The sequence below is a fragment of the Dokdonella sp. genome (assembly GCF_036518555.1).
In the GTDB taxonomy this organism is placed as follows: Bacteria; Pseudomonadota; Gammaproteobacteria; order Xanthomonadales; family Rhodanobacteraceae; genus Dokdonella_A.
Genome location: NZ_DATDMY010000227.1, coordinates 1 through 21,863 on the forward strand (window position 1 = coordinate 1; position 21,863 = coordinate 21,863).

Genomic DNA, 21,863 nt, shown 5'->3' on the forward strand with positions numbered 1-21,863 from the left:
TGATGCCGATGCCGTAGGTTTGCGGATCAGAATGCTCGTCGAGGCTGAATTTCGCGATCAGCTGCTTGGCCAAATGCCCGCGACAGCCTTCGGCGAGTACCGTGATCGGCGCCTTGATGTCGATGCCCTGCGTGTAGCCGGGCTTGTGGCTGCCGTCGCGCGCGACGCCCCTGTCGCCGATGCGCACGCCGCAGACCGCGCCGCGTTCGTCGAACAGCGCCTCGGACGCGGCGAAGCCCGGATAGATCTCGACGCCGAGCGCTTCCGCCTGCGGCGCGAGCCACGCGCACAGCGCGCCGAGCGAGACGATGAAGTTGCCGTGGTTGTGCATCTGCGGCGGCGTCATCGGCGACTTCGTCGCGCGCACGGCGTCGTGCAGGAACCAGAATTCGTCCTTGACGACGGGCACGCAGACCGGGGGCGGATTCTTGCCCCATTCGGGCAACAGTTCGTTGAGCGGTTCCGGCTCGATCACCGCGCCGGACAGGATCTGCGCGCCGACCGTGGAGGCCTTCTCGATCACGCAGACGCGGATGTGCGGATCGATCTGCTTGAGGCGGATCGCGAACGCGAGCCCGGCCGGCCCGGCCCCGACCGTGACGACGTCGTACTCCATGATGTCGCGTTCGCTCATTGACGGGCTCCGAAGCGCTGGCGGGATGCGCGCTATTGTCGGGGTTCGGCACGAGCGCGGCAAACGCGTGTTGCGCGACGCGCGTGGGGCGCGGGCATAATCGGGCTCCGACCCTGCACGCGATGCCGATGATGGATGCGATCACCGATTCGAACCTGCGTGGCGCCGCCGCGTTCCAGCAATTGCACTGGCTCGCCAGCGGTCGCATCGACGCCGCGCATCTGGCCCGCGCGTACGCAGCGGCGATCGCACGCGACAATCCACGCCTCAACGCGTACCTCGCGCTCGACCCGCGCGTCGAGGAGCAGGCCGCGGCGAGCGACGCGCGCCGTCGCAGCGGCGGTACGATCGGTCGGCTCGACGGCCTCGCGGTCGCGATCAAGGACAACATCGACGTCTCCGGCCTGCCGACCAGCGCGGGGCTGCCGACGCGTCGCGCGCAGATCGCGACGGCCGACGCGAGCGTGGTCGCGCGCCTGCGCGCGGCGGGCGCGGTGATCCTCGGCAAGACCAACCTCGACGAAGGCGCGCTCGGCACGTTTTCGGCGAACCCGCACTTCGGCGCGGTGCAGAATCCGTGGCGCGCGGGCTACACCGCGGGCGGTTCCTCGGGCGGTTCGGCAGCCGCGGTCGCGGCCGGCCTGTGCAGTTTCGCGATCGGCAGCGACACGCTCGGCTCGGTGCGTATCCCGGCGAGCCATTGCGGCGTGTTCGCGCTCAAGCCGACCCACGCGGAGATCTCGACCCGCGGCATGGTGCGCGCGGCGCGCCGGCTCGATTGCATCGGCATCCTCGCGCGCGCGGTCGAGGACCTCGCGATCGTCGTGCAGGTGCTCGGCGCGCACGACCCGGCCGACCCGCGTTCGCGCCGCCGGCGCGTGCCGCTCGCGACGCCCGACTGGGAGCCCGGCAACCTGCGCAGCGCGTTCGCGCGCGATCTCGGCGCGCTCGGCGTTTCGCCCGACGTGCGCGCGGTGTTCGACGCCGCGGTCGCGCGCATCGGCGACGCGTTCGGCCGCCGCATCGAGATCGATTTCAGCGACCACGACCTCGCCCGCACGCGTCGCGCCGCGCTGCTCGTGATGGAGAGCGAGCTCGGCGTGGAGTTCGCCGAGGATCTCGTCGACTCCGCGCATCCGCTGTCGCCGCGCCTCGCCGGCATGCTGGAGTACGCGCGGCGCAAGTCCGCGGTCGACTACGCGGCCGCCGATCGCGCGCTCGACGCGACCGTGCTCAAGGCACGCCGCGTGTTCGAGGACATCGACGTGCTCGTGCTGCCGACCGTCTCGCACGGCCCGTATCCTCTGGCCGAGGGCGAGCGTGCGAACGATGCCGACCTCACCGCATTCGCGAGCCTCGCCGGCTGCCCCGCGGTGAGCCTGCCGATGGGGACCCTCCCCGACGGCATGCCGATCGGCCTGCAGCTGGTCGGCCGCCCCGGCGCCGACCTGCGCCTGCTCGAGCTCGCGGGCGCGTGTGCGGCGATCCTCCCGACCGCGACGCCCTGACGCCGGCCGCGTCCGTTGCAATCTTCCACAAGCCTTAATTCCTTTTAGAACCAATCCCTTGCGTCCAAGAACGTGCCGGATCCCGGCGCGAGGGATTTTCCCTGTTCTGTGACTTGGCGCACATTCTGCATACTTGCGCATCATGCCTGCAATTACAGCGGGCCTGTGGTCAGGGACTCAGGGGATCTAAACATGCTGACGATACTGCGCCGCGGTGCGCTGCTGCTTTGCACGCTTCTTGCCACCGTCTCCGCCGGCGTGCATGCGCAAGCCGTCTGCTCCGCACCGGGATCGTCGGGCAGCGGGACGGTCTCGGGCATCGTCAACACGTATTTCCAGGGCAACGGCAACCTCGCCGCGAACGCGACGACGCTGACGCTCGGAACGCGCGACACGCGCGGCGCGAGTTCCGCGGTCGCGGTCGGCACGTTGCTGCTCGTGATCCAGATGCAGGACGGCTCGATCAATTCGAGCAACTCGAGCCTCTACGGCGACGGCAGCGGCTCGGGCCAGGGCACGCTCGCCGTCGGCAGCGCGGGGCTGCACGAATTCGTGACGGTGACCGCGACGACCGGTCCCGGCGCGGGTGCGAACGTCACGTTTTCGCCGCCGTTGACCAATAGTTACACGCAGGCGGCGGCGACCGGTTCGGCCGGCCAGAAGCGTTACCAGGTGATCGTGGTCCCGCAGTACCTCGCCGCGACCGCCGCGGGCGTGACGGCGCCGGCATGGGGCCTCGGCACCGGCGCGACGGGCGAGACCGGCGCGGTCGTCGCGATCGACGTGCAAGGCGCGCTGACCCTCGGCAGCGCATCGGTCGAAGGCCAGGCGGGGCGCTCGATCTTCGTCGCGGGCAAGGGTTTCCGCGGCGCCGCGGGACGCCAGAGCGGCGCGAACGGACCGAACACCGACTGGGTCGCCGTCGCGACCGGCGCGCACGGCGGCAAGGGCGAAGGCATCGCGGGCACGCCGCGCTACATGGCGATCAAGGGCAACGGGTTCGGCGCGCAGTCGACCAACCTCGTCGCGGGCGCGACCGACCTCGCGCTGCTCGACAACGGCGAGGGCTATCCGAACGGTTCGCACGCGCGCGGCGCGCCCGCCAACGCGGGCGGTGGCGGCACCGACGGCAACGCGACCGGTGGCGGCAACAACGAGAACGCGGGCGGCGGCGGTGGCGGTGGTTACGCGCCGGGCGGCCTCGGCGGCCGGCCGTGGAACGCGCCGCTCGTCGACAGCGACGGCCGCGGCGGCGCGGGCTATGCGGGCGTGCTCGCGTTCAATCGCCTGTTCCCAGGTGGCGGCGGTGGTTCGGGCGGCAGCAACGATGCGACGGTCGACGCCGGAACCTACGAGAACCAGGGTGTCTCCTGCACCGGCGTCGCCGCGATGTGCTCGTCCGGCGCCGCGGGCGGCGGCATCGTCATCGTGCGCGCGCGCAGCGTCGGCGGCAGCGGCGTCATCGATGCGCGCGGCGCGAACGGCTACAACGTCGCCAACGATGCGGGCGGCGGTGGCGGCGGCGGTGGCGCGGTCGTCATCTATTCGATCGATGGCGGCAGCGCGAGCGTCGACGCGAGCGGCGGCGACGGCGGCAACGCGTGGGCCGGCCACGTATCCGGTACGCCGGTCGCCGATCGCCACGGTCCCGGCGGCGGCGGCGGCGGCGGCTTCATCACGTTCGCGCCGTCGTCGTTCGTGCTCAGCGGCACCGTCAATGGCGGCCGTCCCGGTCGCACGACCAACGGCGTCGACGACACCTATTCGTCGAGCGGCTACGAAGGCGGCCTGGCGACGTTCCAGACCCCGAACACGCCGGGCATCCTGCCCGGCGCGGTCTGCTCCCCGGACCTGCGCCTCGCGAAGAGCGACGGCACGAGCACGCTGACGGGCGGCGGCACGACGACGTACGCACTCACGGTTTCGAACATCGGCAACAGCATCACGTCGGGCACGATCACGGTCGTCGACGTGCTCCCCGCGTCGCTCTCGATCGCGAACGGCGCCGTGCCGCTGGGTGGACCGCAGGCGGCGGACTGGTCGTGCAACGCGGCGTCGAACGTCGTGACCTGCACGTCGGGCGCGACGATCGGCACGGCGGCGACGAGCACGTTCGCATTCGCGGCCAGCGTCGTCGGCAGCAACGGCACGTCGGTGACGAACCTTGCGCGCGTCGGCGGCGGGGGCGATCCGAACAAGCCCGCACCGACCGGATCGACGGCGTCGGCGTGCACCGCGCAGGACAACCCGGCCGGTTGCGCGACGGACGTCGACACGATCCAGGCGCCGCTGTTGACGTTGGGCAAGAGCGACGGCGTCGTCGACGTCGCGGCGGGCGGCACGACGACGTACTCGCTCGTCGTGACGAACGCGGGCGCGCTCGCGACGAGCGGCACGATGCGCATCGTCGACGTGCTGCCGACCGGCATGACGTACACCGGTGCGACGCCGTTCGCGTCGGGCGGCTTCAGCTGCACCTGGACCGCCGGCTCGCTGAGCGTCTCGTGCGACCGCGCGGCCGCGCTCGCCGCGGGCACGAGCACGACGATCTCGATTCCGGTGTCGATCGCGGCCGCGGCGCCCACGTCGCTGACCAACCGTGCGCGCGCGGGCGGCGGCGGCGATCCCGGCAAGGCGACCTTGCCGACCGTCGCGACCACGACCGCGTGCCCCGCGCCGGCGCCGCCGGCGACCGTCTACGCCGACGCGCTCACCGGCTGCGCGTCCGACGTCGATACGGTGCGCCACGTGAATCTCGTCCTCGGCAAGAGCGACGGCCAGCCGTTCATGCCGATCAACGGCCAGACCACCTATGCGTTCACGGTGACCAACAGTGGCGACATCGCGTCGAGCGGCACGATCGCGTTCCGCGACGTGCTGCCGTCGCCGATGAACTGGCCGACGACGCTGATTATCGGCGGTGCGAATGCGGCGGCGTGGTCGTGCACGCGCGTGAGCGCGACCGACGTGACCTGTACCTCGACGACGGTGCTCGCGCCCGGGGCGAGCAGCGTGTTCTCGCTCGTCGCGAACGTCGGCGCGGCGACCGGCGGCACCCAGTACCTCAACCGCGCCCGCATCGGCGGCGGCGGCGATCCCGAGCTGGTCGCGTCGCCGTCGAGCGCCGATGCGACCGCGTGCACGAACGACAACAACCCGCTCGGGTGCGCGGTCGATCTCGACACGGCGCAGAGCGCGGCGCAGGTGCGGCTGGCGAAGTCCCACGCCGATCCGCAGGCGCACGCGCCGGGCGATGCGATCACGTTCTCGCTCGTCGTCGGCAACAGCGGCGGCATCGCGACCGGCGGCGCGAACTCGGTACGCGTGGTCGACGTGCTGCCCGCGAGCCTCGTCTACTCGGGCGCCTCGCCGTTCACGTCGGGCGGGTTCGACTGCACGGTCGCCGCGGGCCCGCCTCAGGCGATCACGTGCAACAACACCGCGGCGATCGCGGCGGGCGCGACGGGCACGATCTCGTTCGCGGCGACGGTCGCGGCCGGTGCGAGCAACAACCTCTTCAACTCCGCCCAGGTCGGCACGACCGGGGCCGACCCGCAGAACGCAACCCTGCCGACTGCGACGACCGCGGCGACCTGCGTCGGCAACGGCGCGCCGCTGATCGGCTGCGCGGTCGATCCGGTGCCGCTCAACGCGAACCTTTCGATCGCCAAGGCCGAGCGCCTCGGTACCGTGGGTGCGTTCGGCGCCGGACCCCTCACGGTCGCGAACGGGTCGATCGTGCAGTTCCGGCTCGTCGCGGCCAATGCCGGCCCGGCGACGGTCGCGAATGCAGGCGTCGGCGATGCGATCCCGGCGAACTTCACGTCGCCGTCGATCGTCTCGGCGACCGCCGCGGGCGGCGCGACCGGCTGCACGACGGGCGCGTTCGCGCTCGTCGGCAACATGCTCTCCGGCACGATCGCGTCGCTGCCGTCGGGCGCGAGCTGCACGCTCGTCGTGCAGGGCACCGCATCGACCAACGGCAGCGTGACGAACACCGCGCAGGTCGTGGTCCCGCCCGGCATCAACGACACGAATGCGGCCGACAACGCCTCGAGCGTGGTCACGAACATCCTCGCCCGTCCGACCGTGCAAGTCACGAAGGTCTCGCTCGGCGGTACCGGCACGTTCGCGTTCACCGGCGACAACGGCTACGCCGGCGACTCGATCTCGACGCTCGCGGCCGGCACGCCGGTCGCCGGCCTCACGCGCACGCTGACCGCGGTGAACGTCGCGACGACGATCACCGAGTCGGCGCCGCCGGCGGGCTTCGCGCTCACGCAGATCTCGTGCTCGGGCCTCGGCGCGGGCAGCGCCGGCATCGATCTCGCGAACAGCCGCGTCACCCTGAGCGCCGCCGCGATCGTCCCCGGCGCGGCGATCGCCTGCACGTTCACGAACACGAAGCAGCCGCGCATCACCTTGCAGAAGGCGTTGCCGGGCGGCCGCGCCGATGCGAGCGACCAGTTCGCGTTGTCGATCGCGGGCGCCACGAGCGCGAGCGGAACGACCACGGGCACCGGTTCGACCGTGACGTCGCCGGCGCTCGTGCTCGCCGGGGCTCCGGGCAACTACACGCTGTCGGAAGCGATGGCGACCGGCAGCGCGAGCACGCTCGCGAAGTACACGAGTGCGATCAGCTGCACGAATGCGGCGTCCGGTTCGTCGACGGTGCTGCCGAACGGCGCGGGCACGAGCTTCCCGATCACGGTGCAGGCCGGCGACGACGTCGCGTGCACGCTCGCGAATACGGCGACGCTCGCGGACCTGTCGATCACCAAGACCGACGGCGCGACGAGCGCGACGCCGGGGACTCCGATCGCCTACACGATCGTCGCGGCCAACGCGGGCCCGAGCGCGGTCACCGGTGCCAGCGTGACCGACACGATCCCCGCAGGCATCGCGGGTGCAAGCTGGACCGCCGTCTACGCCGGCGGCGCGAGCGGCCCCGCGAACGGCAGCGGCAACATCAACGCCAGCGTGAACCTGCCCGTCGGCGGCAGCGCGACCTTCACGCTGAGTGGCACGATCGCCGCGACCGCGACCGGCACGCTCGCCAACTCGGCGACGATCGCGGTGCCCGCCAACGCGAATGATCCGGTCCCCGCCAACAACAGCGCGACCGACAGCGACATGCTCACGCCCAGCGCGAACCTCTCGATCTCGAAGACCGACGGCAGCGCGACCTACACGCCGGGCGCCGCGATCGCGTACACGATCGTCGCGTCCAACGCCGGGCCGAGCGTCGCCACCGGCGCAACCGTGGCCGACGCGATTCCCGCGAGCATCGCGGGCGCGACCTGGACCGTCGCGTATGCGGGCGGCGCCAGCGGGCCCGCGAGCGGGGCCGGCAACATCAATGCGAGCCTCGATCTTCCGGTCGGCGGCTCGGCCACGTTCACGCTGAGCGGCACGGTCAGCGCGAGCGCGACGGGCACGCTCGCCAACACTGCGACGATCGCGCCGGCGGCGGGCACCACCGATCCGACGCCGGGCAACAACAGCGATACCGACAGCGACAGCGCGAGCCCGCTCGCGAACCTCGGCATCGGCAAGACCGACGGCGCGACGAGCGCGACGCCGGGTTCGCCGATCACCTACACGATCGTCGCGACCAACGCGGGGCCGGGCAACGTCACCGGTGCAACGGTCGCCGACGCGATTCCGGCGACGATCACCGGTGCGACGTGGACGGCCGCGTACGCGGGCGGCGCGAGCGGCCCCGCGAGCGGCAGCGGCAACATCAATGCGAGCGTCGACATTCCCGTCGGCGGCACGGCGACGTTCACCGTGAGCGGCACGATCAGCGCGACCGCGACCGGCACGCTCGCGAACACTGCGACGATCGCCGCGCCCGCGGGCGTGACCGATCCGACGCCGGGCAACAACAGCGCGACCGACACCGACACCCTCGATCCGTCCGCCGATCTCGCGATCACGAAGACGGACGGCTCGGCGAACGCGACGCCGGGCGCGTCGATCACGTACACGATCGTCGCGAGCAATGCGGGCCCGAGCACGGCGACGGGCGCGACCGTGACCGACGCGATCCCGGCGAACATCACGGGCGCGACGTGGACCGCGGTCTACGCGGGCGGCGCGAGCGGTCCTGCGAACGGCAACGGCACCATCAATGCGAGCGTGACGCTGCCTTCGGGCGGCACCGCGACATTCACGGTCAGCGGCACGATCAGCGCGAGTGCGACCGGCACGCTCGCCAACACCGCGACGATCACCGCGCCCGCGGGCACGACCGATCCGACGCCGGGCAACAACAGCGCGACCGACAGCGACACGCTGGCGCCGTCCGCGGACATCCGCACGGTGAAGACGGGCCCGGCTACGGTCGGCTACGGCGGCGCGCTCAGCTACTCGGTGGTAGTGAGCAACCTCGGCCCGAGCAACGCGAACGGCGCGACCTTCAGCGACGCGGTGCCCGCGACGATCACCGGCGTGAGCGCGAACTGCAACACGCCGACCGGCGGCGCCGTGTGCGGCGCGGTCAACCTCGCCGGCAACAGCGTGACGAGCACGATCACGACCCTGCCGAGCGGCGCGAGCGTCACCTTCACGATCAACGGCCTAGCGCCGACGAGCGGCGCGTCGGTCACGAACAGCGCGACGGCGAATCCGCCCGCGGGCACGACCGATCCGTCGACCGGCAACAACACCGGTTCGGCAACGACGAACCTGCTGCAGCCGCAGCTCACCGTCACGAAGGCGGCGACGCCGACGCCGTTCATCGTCGGCCAGCCGGCGAGCTACACCATCACCGTGTCGAACGGCGGCGCGGGCCCGACCGCGGGCAACATCACGATCGCCGACACGCTCCCCGCAGGCATCACGCTCGCGAGCGCGAGCGGTACGAACTGGAGTTGCAGCGGCACGAGCACCCTGGCCTGCACGTATACGGGCACGATCGCCGCCGGTGGCAGCACCACGCTCACGCTCGACGTGAGCGTCGGCGCCGGCGCGGCGAACGGCAACAACAGCGCGACCGCGAGCGGTGGCGGCGACCCGACCTGTCCGGCGCAGCCGCGCTGCACGGGCACGACGACGGTGCCGGTGAATGCGAGCGCGGACATCGCGGTCGCGAAGAGCGTCGACAACCCGACGCCCAACGTCGGCGATACGGTCACGTTCACGATCACCGCGACCAACGCCGGTCCGAACGCGGCGACTGGCGTCGCGGTCAACGACGCGCTGCCGAGCGGGCTCGTATTCGTCTCCGCGACGCCGTCGCAGGGCGTCTACGACAACAACACCGGTCTGTGGACGATCGGCGCGATCGGCAACGGCGCGAGCGTGACGCTCGACATCGTCGCGACCGTGCTCACGCCGGGGGCGATCACGAATACGGCGACGAAGAGCGCCGGCGACCAGTTCGATCCGAACGCGGGCAACAACGCGGGTTCGGCCTCGATCAATGCGCAACCGTCGGCCGACCTGCAGGTGAGCAAGACGGTCGACGATCCGACGCCGAACCTCGGCACCAACGTGACCTACGCGATCACGGTGGTGAACGCGGGTCCGAACGACGCCACCAACGTGAGCGTCGACGACCTGTTGCCGGCCGGCCTCGTGTTCGTCTCGGCGACGCCGTCGCAAGGCGTATACGACGACAACGTCGGCCTCTGGACGATCGGCAGCGTCGCCGCGGGCGACAGCGTGGCCTTGCAGATCATCGCGACGGTGACCTTGCCGGGCGACATCACGAACACGGCGACGGTCGATGCGGACGAGCACGATCCGAACACGACGAACAACACCGGTGGCGTTACCCTCAATGGCCAGTCGGCCGACATCCAGGTGCTCAAGGGCGTCGACGACGCGAACCCGGTGCGCGGCGACACGGTCACGTTCACGATCACCGCGACCAACAACGGGCCGAGCGCGGCGACCGGCGTGGTGATCAGCGACCTGCTGCCGGCCGGCGTCTCGTTCGTCTCGGCGACGCCGAGCGCGGGCACGTACGACAACCTCACCGGCACCTGGACGATCGGCGGTCTCGCCGCGAGCGGTGCAGGCGCGACCGCGACGCTGACCGTCGTCGCCGACGTCGATACCGACAGCGGCTTCACCAACACGGCGAGCCTCAGCGCGATCGACCAGACCGATCCGAACCCGGCCAACAACAGCGCGAGCGTCGTCGTCACGCCGATCGCGAGCGCGGACCTGTCGATCTCCAAGACCGACGGCAGCACGAGCGCGACGCCGGGCGCGGCGATCACCTACACGATCGTCGCGGGCAATGCGGGCCCGAGCCCGGTTACCGGCGCCTCGATCGTCGACACGTTGCCGGCGGACATCGCCGGCGCGAGCTGGACCTGCGTCGGTACCGGCGGCGCGTCGTGCACGTCGACGTCCGGCGTCGGCGACATCAACACGCTCGCCGACATTCCGGCCGGGGGCAGCGTCACGTTCATCGTGACCGGCACGATCGCATCGAATGCGACGGGCACGCTCGCCAACACCGCGACGGTCGCACCGCCTTCGGGCACGACCGATCCCGACAACGGCAACAACAGCGCGACCGACACCGACGCGCTGAATGCGAGCGCGAACCTCGCGATCAGCAAGACCGATGGCAGCGGCACGGCCACGCCGGGCGGGCCGATCACCTACACGATCGTCGCGAGCAACGCGGGGCCGAGCGATGCGAACGGCGTGGCCGTCACCGACGCGATCCCGGCGAGCATCACCGGCGCGACCTGGACCTGCGTCGCGAGCGGTACCGCGGCGTGCACGATCCCGAGCGGCAGCGGCAGCATCAACACGACCGTCGACCTCCCGGCCGGCACGAGCGCCACGTTCACGGTCACCGGCACGATCTTGCCGGCCGCGACCGGCACGCTCGCCAACACGGCGACGATCGCGCCGCCCGTCGGCACGACCGATCCGGATCCGAACGACGACACCTCGACCGACACGGACAACCTCACGCCGAGCGTGGACCTCGCGATCACCAAGACCGACGGCGCCGCGAGCGCGACGCCGGGCTCTCCGATCACCTACACGATCGTCGCGAGCAACGCGGGTCCGAGCACGGCGACGAACGCGATCGTCGCGGATACGTTGCCGGCGGCGATCCTCGGCGCGACCTGGACCTGCGTCGGCACCGGTGGCGCGACCTGCCCTGCGAGCGGCAGCGGCGACATCAATGCCACCGCGACGATTCCCGCGAGCGCGAGCGTGACGTTCACCGTGACGGGCACGGTCAGCGCCGCAGCGAGCGGCACGCTCGTCAACACGGCCACGGTGACACCGCCGGCTGGCACGAGCGATCCGAATGGCGGCAACAACAGCGCGACCGACAGCGACACGCTGGCCGCGAGCGCGAACCTCTCGATCACGAAGACAGACGGGGCTGCGAACGCGACGCCGGGTTCGCCGATCACCTATACGGTCGTCGCGAGCAACGCGGGTCCGAGCAACGCGACGGGCGCGACCGTCGCCGACGCGATTCCCGCAGCCATCACGGGTGCGACCTGGACCTGCGTCGGCGCGGCCGGCGGCACGTGTCCCGCGAGCGGCAGCGGCGACATCGCCGCGACCGTGAACCTCCCGGTCGGCGGCAGCGTGACGTTCACCGTCTCGGGCACGATCAGTGCGACCGCGACCGGCACGCTCGCCAACACCGCGACGATCGCGGCACCGGCGGGTACGACCGATCCGAACCCGGGCGACAACAGCGCGACCGATGCCGACGCGCTGAGTCCGCAGGCCGACCTCATGGTCAGCAAGACCGACGGCAGCGCGAGTGCGACCCCGGGCGGCACGATCACTTACACGATCGTCGCGAGCAACGCTGGTCCGAGTGCGGTCGCGGGCGCGACCGTCGTCGACGCGATCCCGGCGAGCATCACGGGTGCGACCTGGGCCTGCGCCGGCACGGGCGGCGCGACGTGTCCAGCGACGGGCAGCGGCAACATCAATGCGACGGTGAACATCCCGGTCGGCGGCAACGCGACGTTCACCGTGACCGGCACGCTCAGCGCGACGGCGACGGGCACATTGAGCAACACCGCGACGATCGCCGCGCCCGCGGGCACGACCGATCCGACGCCGGGCAACAACAGCGCGACCGACACCGACACGCTGAGCCCGAGCGCGGACCTGTCGATCACCAAGACCGACGGCAGCGCGAGCGCGACCCCGGGCGGCACGATCACCTACACGATCGTCGCGAGCAACGCAGGTCCGAGCGCGGTCGCCGGCGCGACCGTCGCCGACACGATCCCGGCGACGATCACGGGCGCGACGTGGACCTGCATCGGCATCGGGGGTGCGACCTGTCCGGCGAGCGGCAGCGGCAACATCGCGGCGACGGTCGACCTGCCGGTCGGCGGCAATGCGACCTTCACGGTCACCGGCACGGTCAGCGCGAGCGCGACGGGCACGCTCGCGAACACGGCGACGATCGCCGCGCCCGCGGGCACGACCGATCCGACGCCGGGCAACAACAGCGCGACCGACGGCGACACCTTGTCCGGCAGCGCCGACATCGAAGCGCACAAGACGGGTCCGGCGAACGTGACCGCGGGTGCCGCGATCGCCTACGGAGTCGTCGTCACGAACCACGGCCCGAGCGATGCGAACGCGGCCACGTTCAACGACGCGGTTCCGTCCGGCATCACGGGCGTCACCGCGAGCTGCGGCACGCCGACCGGCGGCGCCGTGTGCGGCGCGGTCAACGTCGCGGGCAACACCGTGACGAGCACGATCACGACGTTGCCGAGCGGCGCGAGCGTGACGTTCTCGATCAGCGGCACCGCGCCCGCCGATCCGGGTTCGCTGAGCAACACCGCGAGCGCGCAGCCGCCCGCGGGCATCGCCGATCCCGCGCCGGGCAACAACAGCTCGAGCGTGACCACCGCGGTCGACGCTGCAGCGGACGTCGCGATCGTGAAGACCGGGCCATCGACGATCGCGTCGGGCGCACCGATCAGCTACACGCTCGTCGTGTCGAATGCGGGCCCGAGCGCGGCCGACGGCGCGACCTACGCGGACAGCGTGCCGGCAGCGATCACCGGGATCGTCGCGAGCTGCGGTTCGCCGAGCGGCGGCGCCTCGTGCGCGCCACCGACGCTGGCCGGCAACGACGTTTCCGGCAGCGTGCCGGTCCTGCCGGCCGGCGGTTCGGTCACGATCACGATCAGCGGCACTGCGCCGTTCGGCACGCAGTCGTTCACCAACACGGCGACCGCGACGGGACCGGTGGGCGTGCCGGATCCGGATGCCGCGAACAACAGCGCGAGCGTGACCACGTCGATCGGCGCAGCCGCCGACATCGCGCTGACCAAGACCGTCGACGACACGGCGCCGAACGTCGGCGAGACCGTCACGTTCACGATCACCGCGAGCAATGCCGGACCGAACGACGCGAGCGGCGTCGCGGTCACGGACAGCCTGCCGTTCGGCTTCAGCCTCGTTTCGGCGACGCCGTCGGTCGGTACGTACGTGCCGGCGACCGGCCAGTGGACGATCGGCGCGCTCGCGAACGGCGCGAGCGAGACCCTGCTGATCGTCGCGAGCATCGACATCCCCGGCGCGTTGACGAACACGGTCGCGGTGAGCGCATCCGACCAGCCAGACCCGGACACGAGCAACAACGTGGCCGGTGCATCGGTCAACGCGGGCGCGAGCGCGGATGTCGCGGTCGCGAAGGGGGTGGACGACACCACGCCGAACGTCGGCGCGACGATCATCTACACGATCACCGCGAGCAACGGCGGCCCGAACGATGCGACCGGCGTCGAGATCACCGACAACCTGCCGGCCGGCACGACCTTCGTCTCGGCGACGGCGTCGCAGGGCACGTACGCGGGCGGCGTCTGGAGCGTGGGTGCACTCGCGAACGGCGCGAGCGCGACGCTCGCGATCAGCGCGACCGTCGAGGCGCCCGGCTCGATCGTCAATACCGCGACGATCACGCACGAGGACCAGTTCGATCCGGTCGGCGCGAACAACCAGGCCGGCGTGACGATCAACGGCCAGCAGGCCGACCTCGGCGTGACCAAGACCGTCGACGATGCGGCGCCGGACGTCGGCGACAGCGTCACGTTCACGGTCACCGTGCACAACAATGGTCCGTCCGACGCGACCGGCGTCGCCGTCTCCGACGCGCTGCCGCCCGGCCTCGTATCGATATCGGCGACGCCGTCGCAGGGCGCGTACGACAACCTCTCGGGCACCTGGGCCGTCGGCACGCTGGCCGCCGCCGGACCCGGCTCGAGCGCGATCTTGACGATCGTCGCCGACGTCGCGACGGCCGGCCCGATGACGAACACCGCGAGCGTGAGCGCATCCGACCAGCCCGACCCGAACGGCGCGAACAACAGCGCGAGCGCATCGCTGAACGGCAACCCGCTCGCCGATCTCGCGGTCGCCAAGAGCGGTCCGGCGACGGTCGTCCCCGGTGACGACGCCGTCTACACCATCGTCGTGACCAACAACGGCCCGAGCGACGCGAGCAATGTCGTCGTCGTGGACCCGACGCCCGCGGGCCTCGCGTTCGTGTCGAACGCGGGCGCATGCGCGACGACCTACCCGTGCACGCTGCCGTCGCTCGCGAGTGGCGCGAGCGCGACGATCACGACGACCTACACGGTGCCGGCCGATTACGCGGGCGCGAATCCGATCGTGAACACCGCGAGCGCAAGCGCGACCGAGCCCGACCCCGACACCGCGAACAACCAGAGTTCGGCGAGCACGGGCGTCGGCGCGGGCAATGCGGACCTGTCGATCGTCAAGACCGGCCCGGCCGCCGTCGCCTCGGACGGGGCGATCGCGTACACGCTGCTGATCACGAACAACGGCCCGAGCCCCGCCAACGGAGCGAGCTACAGCGACAGCGTACCCGCCGGCATCGGCGCGATCGTCGCCGCATGCGGCGGTGAGGCGGGCGGGGCCGCGTGCGGCACCCAGCCGAGCGTGGTCGGCAATACCGTCACCGGCACGATCGGCAACCTGCCGAGCGGAGGCAGCGTGCTCGTCACCATCGACGGCACGGCGCCGACCGGACCGGTTACGCTCAGCAATACCGCGATCGTCGCTCCGCCGGCCGGCGTCAATGACCCGAATCCGGGCGACAACAGCTCCACCGTCGTCACCGACGTGAGTTCGGCGAGCGCCGATCTCGCGATCGTGAAGACCGGGCCCGCGAATGCGGTCGAGGGCGGCAGCGTGACCTACACGCTGACCGTGACCAACAACGGTCCGGACGTCGCGATGGCGACGCAGATCTCCGACCCGACGCCGGCCGGCCTCGCGTTCGTGTCCGCGAGCCTGCCGTGCGCGGGCGGTTTCCCGTGCGTGCTCGGCGATCTCGCGCCGGGGGCGAGCACGATCGTCAGCGTGACCTACACAGTCGGCAGCGGCGTCACCGGTTCGGTGACGAACACGGCGACCGTGGGCAGCAGCACGCCGGACCCCGATGGCGCGAACAACTCGAGCGGCGTGACCACACCGATCGTTTCGGCGGCGACCTCGGCCGACCTCGTGCTCGCCAAGAGCGGTCCCGCGACCGCGACGCCGGGTACGAACGTCACGTATGCGCTCCAGGTGCAGAACGCCGGGCCGGACACTGCGCTCGATGTCGTACTGGACGATCCGACGCCGGCGAACCTCGCGTTCGTCAGCGCGAGCGCGCCGTGCGCGGCCGGTTTCCCCTGCAGCCTCGGTTCGCTCGCGAGCGGTGCGGGCACGTTCGTGACAGTCACGTACGCCGTGGCGCCTGGCGCGAGCGGCGCGGTCACCAACAGCGCGTCGGTCGCGAGCACGACGCCCGACCCGGACCTCGGCAACAACGCGAGCAGCGTGACCACGCCGCTCGTCGTGGTCGCCACGAGCGCCGATCTCGCGATCGCGAAGAGCGGTCCGGCGAGCGTGGCGCCCGGCGATACGATCGCGTACACGGTCGTCGTCACGAACAACGGCCCCGACGCGGCCGCGAACGTCGTCGTCGACGACGCCACGCCGCCGGGCCTCGTGTTCGTCGGCAACGCCGGCGCGTGCGCGAGCGCGTATCCGTGCGTGCTCGGCTCGCTCGCGAGCGGCGCGAGCGCGGCGATCACGAGCACCTACCTCGTCCCCGCGTCGTACGCGGGTGCGAACCCGGTCGTGAACGTCGCCGGCGTCGTCGCCGACACGCCCGATCCGGACGGCACGGACAACGTCGCGAGCGCGAGCACGCTCGTCGTCGCGCCGGTCGTCGCGGCGGACCTGCGCATCGCCAAGAGCGGCCCGGCCCGGGCCGACGCGGGCAGCGAAGTCACGTACTCGATCGTCGTGACCAACGACGGTCCGGACGCGGTGTCCGATGCGGTGCTGACCGACCCGACGCCGGCCGGCCTCGTGTTCATGTCCGCGGACGCGCCGTGCAGCGGCGGGTTCCCATGCATGCTGCCCGCGCTCGGGAGCGGAGAGAGTACGACCGTCACGGCGACGTACTTCGTGCAGGCGACGTTCGCCGGCAGCATCAGGAACGTCGCCTCGGTCGCCTCGCCGAGCGTGATCGACCTGACGCCGAACAACAACGCGAGCACCGCGACGACGGTCGTCACCGGCGCCCCCGCCGCGCCGACCAACGTGCCCGTCGACGCACGCTGGATGCTGCTGATGATGTCGGCATTGCTGCTGCTCGCGGGCTCGGCCGCGGGGCGCCGGCGCCGCTGATCGATCTCGATGCGCCGCCCTGCCCAAGGGCGAGGGCGGCGCGTTGGGCCGACCGGCGCGGCGTGCGATCATGCCGGCATGGCCGCCTTCGACCTGTTCGGCGACGACCCCGCGTCGCCGCCCGACGCGCGCGAACTGCATGCGCTCGACCTGCCGGGCGCGGATCTGCGCTACGCCGCGCAGGCGTGGCCGCGCGCGGAGGCCGATGCGCTGTACCTCGCGCTGCTCGAGGAGATCGCTTGGGCGCCGCATCGCCTGCGCCTGTTCGGTCGCGAGCTCGACGCGCCGCGCCTGTCGTGCTGGATCGGCGATGCCGACGCGGTCTACGCCTATTCCGGCGCACGCTTCGCGCCGCAGGCGTGGACACCGAGCGTCGCGCGCGTGCGCGACGCGTTGCAGGCACGTCTCGGACTCGGGTTCAACAGCGTGCTCGCCAACCTCTACCGCGACGGCCGCGACACGGTCGGCTGGCACAGCGACGACGAGCCCGAACTCGGCGCCGAGCCCGTCATCGCGTCCGCGAGCTTCGGCGCGCCGCGCACGTTCCGCCTGCGCTCGCGGCAGACGCGCGAGGCCGCGCTGTCGATCGAGCTCGCGCACGGAAGTCTGCTCGTGATGGCCGGGGCCACGCAGCGCTTGTACCAGCACGCGCTGCCGCGTCGCACCCGCGTCGCCGGGCCGCGCATCAACCTCACGTTCCGTCGCATCGCGACGCGCACCGCCTGAGCGCTTCGCGGCGGCGCGATCCGCGCTAGCATCGACGTCCCCACATCGACCCCACGCCCGCATGGCCCGCTATGTCGCCTTCCTGCGCGGCGTCAGTCCGCAGAACTGCAGGATGCCGGAGCTCCAGCGCTGCTTCGAGGCGGCCGGCTTCGACGACGTGAGGACGCTGCTGTCGAGCGGCAACGTCGCGTTCACGACGCGCGCGGCGCGCGCGGCGAGCCTCGAGCGCAAGGCCGAACGCGCGATGCAGGCCGGGTTGGGCCGATCTTTCGGGACGATCGTGCGGCCCGTCGATGCGCTGCAGGCGCTCATCGACGCCGATCCGTTCGCGGCCTTCCGCTTGCCGCCGGCCGCGAAGCGCGTCGTCACGTTCCTGCGCGACGGCGCGCCCGCGGTCGCGCTGCCGATCGAACGCGACGGCGCGCGCATCCTCGCGCGCGTCGGCGCGGAGGTGTTCACCGTCTACGTGCCGGGCGCGAAGGGACCGGTGTTCATGAACCTGCTCGAGCGCGCGTTCGGCAAGGACATCACGACCCGCACGCTGGATACCGTGAGGAAGTGCGCGGTCGCATGAGCGGCAGGGTGCATCGGCGCGCGCGTGGGGTTTACCATCAGCGCTCCGCCACGCCCGGGCCCGGCGATGACCGCTGACCGTGAATTCCTCGTGTTGTCGCGTGGACAATGGGACGCCGACGCGCGACCCGAGGACATCCAGCGCGCGATCGATTCGTTCTACGTCTGGCTCGACGGTCTCGTCGCTGCAGGCCGGATGAGGCGTGGCCAGCGCCTTGCGCCGGCGCGGCGCATCGTCACGCGCGGGCAAGGCGTCGTCGACGGGCCGTTCGGCGAGGCGAAGGAAGTCATCGGCGGATACTGGTTCGTGATCGCGCCGAGCCTCGACGAGGCGGCCGCGCTCGCCGCCGGCAACCCGTGCCTGCGCTACGGCCTGTCGTACGAGATCCGCCCGATCGAGCACGCCCCCGCGCGCGCCGACGTGCACGGCTGCGAAACGCCGCCGCACCGCGGCCAGCGGGGCGACGACAGGCCGTGAGGCGCACCGGTACGGTCGCGCCGGGCCGTGCCTGCGGCGACCGTTTCCAACTTCGGTTGTAAACGGCGTAGCATTTGTCGCATCGACGACGAGGCGCCGTCATGCCTGAACGAGAGCCCGGTATGCGAGCGGACGCGACGGCCGTGACGCGCGAGGAGCCGGTCGTGTTCGTCGTCGACGACGAGGAGCCGATGGGCGCGGCGCTGCGGCGCCTGTTCGCCGGGGCGGGGCTGCGCACCGAGGTCTACGCGACGGGCGAAGCGTTCCTCGCGCGCGAGCCGCTCGACGTCGCCGGATGCGTCGTCCTCGACGTCGGCATGCCGGGCATGGGCGGGCTGGAGGTGCAGGCGCACCTGCACGGGCGCGCGCCGGACCTGCCGGTCATCTTCCTCACCGGCGCGACGGAGATCCCGGTGGCCGTCGCCGCGATGCGCGCGGGCGCGGTCGATTTCGTCGAAAAGCCGTTCGACAACGACGACCTGCTGCGCCGCGTGCGCACTGCGATCGAGCGCCAGGCGCTGCATCGCGACGAGGCACGCCGACGGCGCGAGTTCGCGCGCCGGCTCGCGACGCTGACGCCGCGCGAGTGCGAAGTGCTCGACTGGATCGTCGCCGGCAAGACGAGCAAGGAGATCGCGCGCACCCTCGGCGGCAGCCATCGGACGATCGAGATCCATCGGGGGCGGATCATGGAGAAGACCGCGGCCGAAAGCCTCGCCGACCTCATCCGCATGCACCTGCTCGTCGGCGCGTCGGCACCGGCTCGGCGGATACGGAGCGAAGATACGTGAGGCTACGTATACGCACTCGTCCGCATTACGCGCGTCGGCCACCCGGACCTACGATGGTCGCCAGTGTCGCCTTTGCGCAGTTCGCGCGGCGACGGACCGGGGACGGGATCCATGTCGACTGCCATCCGTTTTCAAGCGCCGCTCGCCGCGCAGGTTCCCGCCGCGCCCGCGGCGTCGGCCGCGGAAGCCATTTCCGCTGACGCCATGGAAGCGTACCTGCGCGCCCTCGTCGATGCGATGCCCACGGCGACCGTGTTGTTCGATGCCGCGCAACAGGTGCGCTACGCGAATCCGGCCGCGCGCGTGCTGTCTCGGCTGTGCGCGCTGGACAAGCCGGATCGCCCGCTCGCGGTCGTCGCCGATTGGCATCCCGAACTGCTGAGCAGCGGCGCGCTGCACCTGTGCAGCATGCACGGCAGCTGGAGCGGCGAAGTCGTGCTCGACGTCGGCCGCGGCCAGCACAAGATCCTGCTCGTGCATCTTTCGCGCGTCGGCCCGGAGCTGTTCGGCATGACCGTGCGCGACATCACCCAGGACAGCCTGCGCGAATCCGAGCTGCATGCGCGCAACGGCGAGCTCGAGGTCGCGTACGCGCAGCTGCAGGGCGCGCAGGAACAGGTGATGCAATCGGAGAAGCTCGCCTCGATCGGCCAGCTCGCCGCGGGCGTCGCGCACGAGATCAACAATCCGATCGGCTACGTCAATTCCAACCTGAGCACGCTGCAGCGCTACATTTCGCAGCTGTTCTCGGCGATCCAGTCGTACGAGGCGGCGCTCGCCGGCGGCCCCGGCGCATCGGCCGCGGAATCGATCCGGGAGAAACTCGACCTCGATTTCCTCGCCGGCGACGTGCCGCAGCTGCTCAGCGAATCGCGCGAGGGCATCGATCGCGTGTGCAAGATCGTGCGCGACCTCAAGGATTTCGCGCGCAAGGAGCGCTCCGAGGACTGGATCAAGGCCGACATCCACCGCGGCCTCGACTCGACCCTCAACATCATCTGGAACGAGCTCAAGTACAAGGCCCAGATCGTCAAGACCTTCGGCGAGCTGCCGCTGGTCGAATGCCTGCCGTCGGAGCTCAACCAGGTGTTCATGAACGTGCTCATGAACGCGGGCCAGGCGATCCGCGAGCAGGGCATCATCACGGTCACGACGTCCGTCGCCGGCGACCGCGTGCGCATCGACATCGGCGACGACGGCGAGGGGATCCCGGCGGACGTGCTGCCGCGCGTGTTCGATCCCTTCTTCACGACCAAGCCGGTCGGCAGCGGCACCGGCCTCGGGCTCGCGATTTCCTACGGCATCGTGTCCAAGCACCATGGCACGATCGAAGTATCGAGCACGCCGGGCCAGGGCACGCTGCTGCGCATCGAGCTGCCGATCGCGCAGCCGCACTGACCGGCTTCGAACGGGAGACTCCGATGTACCGCATCCTGCTCGTCGACGACGAACCGAACATCCTCAACGCCCTGCGCCGCTGCCTCGCCTCGATCGACGTCGGCCGGCTCGACGGCGACGCGCTCAAGGTGGAGGCGTTCACGTCGCCCGAACGCGCGCTCGAGCGCAGCGAGGAACAGGATTTCGACCTCGTCATCAGCGACTATCGCATGCCGAGCATGGACGGCGTGGAGTTCCTGTCGGCGATGATGGAGCTGCAGCCGGCCGTGCCGCGCATGATCTGTTCGGGCTACGCCGATCGCGACGCGATCATCGCGGCGGTCAACGAGGTGCAGCTCGCGCGCTTCATCGGCAAGCCGTGGACCGACGAGGAGTTCGCCGACGCGGTCGTCGCGCTGCTGCGGCCGGGGCGCGCGCGCCCGCGCAGCCAGCGCCAGGCGGGCGCGCCCACCCAGTCGGTGCTCGCCGAGGCGGTCGCCGCGCGCGTGACCCACGTCGAGCAGGACGACGACGGCTCGATCGTGCTGAGCAGCGAAGATCCGCTCTGAAGCGCGGCGCGCCGCCGGCGCGATCGCGGCATAGGTAATGTTACGCATACGTAGGCGACCGGACTGACCCGGCCGGTGCGCCCGCGTAGCATCGTTCGCGAAGTTCGCGATCGACCGGAGCAAGCATGAAGGGTGTGTGCAACAGCGGAATCCTGCGCGTCGCGGCGATCATGCTGCTCGCGGCAGGAGGGTGCGACGCACGCGCAGGCGCCGTGTTCGAGCAGTTGTCGGTGAGCCTGACCCTCGTCGACTCCTGCACGGTTTCCGGTATCGATCGCGAGGTGGCGTCCGACGCTCCGCGCGACCGCGCTTCCGGTCCCGTGCATGTCGCATGCTCGGGCGGCGCCACCCCTTCAGTGACATTCGCGCGCGTTCCGCGCGCGATAGCCTTCGCCGCCGCCGGCATTGCCCCGCCGGCGGGCGAAGGCGCCTTCCGGATCGAGCATGGCGGCGCGGACGACGAATCGATCGTGCGCGCGACGGTCACCTTCTAGCCGGCCGTCGGCGGCGTCCGTCGCTGCCGCCCGGGCG

The 21,863-nt window shown here is 71.4% G+C and carries 10 protein-coding genes; 9 read left to right on the forward strand and 1 reads right to left on the reverse strand.

Annotated elements, in window-relative coordinates; all coding sequences use genetic code 11:
- On the reverse strand, positions 1-634 hold a 634-nt coding region (locus tag VI238_RS12585; protein WP_331651866.1), incomplete at its 3' end, for an NAD(P)/FAD-dependent oxidoreductase.
- Between the two features lie 131 nt (positions 635-765).
- On the opposite strand from VI238_RS12585, the gene VI238_RS12590 reads away from it, so the two are divergent.
- The 9 genes from VI238_RS12590 (at position 766) to VI238_RS12630 (ending at position 21,826) form a co-directional block, all read left to right on the forward strand.
- The gene (locus tag VI238_RS12590) at positions 766-2,142 is read left to right on the forward strand and encodes an amidase (protein ID WP_331651868.1); all 1,377 of its coding nucleotides are present in this window, start codon (positions 766-768) and stop codon (positions 2,140-2,142) included.
- 192 nt (positions 2,143-2,334) lie between these two features.
- Positions 2,335-16,818: a DUF7507 domain-containing protein gene (locus tag VI238_RS12595; protein WP_331651870.1), complete on the forward strand. Its 14,484-nt coding sequence runs from the start codon at positions 2,335-2,337 to the stop codon at positions 16,816-16,818.
- Between the two features lie 78 nt (positions 16,819-16,896).
- Positions 16,897-17,544 carry an alpha-ketoglutarate-dependent dioxygenase AlkB family protein gene (locus tag VI238_RS12600; RefSeq protein WP_331651872.1) on the forward strand — a complete coding sequence of 216 codons (648 nt, stop codon included), beginning with the start codon at positions 16,897-16,899 and terminating at the stop codon, positions 17,542-17,544.
- 61 nt (positions 17,545-17,605) lie between these two features.
- The gene (locus VI238_RS12605; RefSeq protein ID WP_331651874.1) at positions 17,606-18,118 is read left to right on the forward strand and encodes a DUF1697 domain-containing protein; all 513 of its coding nucleotides are present in this window, start codon (positions 17,606-17,608) and stop codon (positions 18,116-18,118) included.
- Between the two features lie 66 nt (positions 18,119-18,184).
- Entirely contained in the window at positions 18,185-18,595 is a 411-nt protein-coding gene (locus VI238_RS12610; protein ID WP_331651876.1) for a YciI family protein, read from the forward strand.
- 122 nt (positions 18,596-18,717) lie between these two features.
- Positions 18,718-19,386, forward strand: coding sequence for a response regulator transcription factor (locus VI238_RS12615; protein WP_331651878.1), 669 nt, complete (start codon positions 18,718-18,720; stop codon positions 19,384-19,386).
- A gap of 111 nt (positions 19,387-19,497) precedes the next feature.
- Entirely contained in the window at positions 19,498-20,784 is a 1,287-nt protein-coding gene (locus tag VI238_RS12620; protein ID WP_331651880.1) for an ATP-binding protein, read from the forward strand.
- Positions 20,785-20,807: 23 nt separating this feature from the next.
- Entirely contained in the window at positions 20,808-21,332 is a 525-nt protein-coding gene (locus VI238_RS12625) for a response regulator (protein WP_331651882.1), read from the forward strand.
- Positions 21,333-21,544: 212 nt separating this feature from the next.
- Positions 21,545-21,826 (forward strand): hypothetical protein, encoded by a 282-nt coding sequence (locus tag VI238_RS12630; RefSeq protein WP_331651884.1) that lies wholly within the window; start codon positions 21,545-21,547, stop codon positions 21,824-21,826.
- The last annotated feature ends 37 nt before the right edge of the window (positions 21,827-21,863 follow it).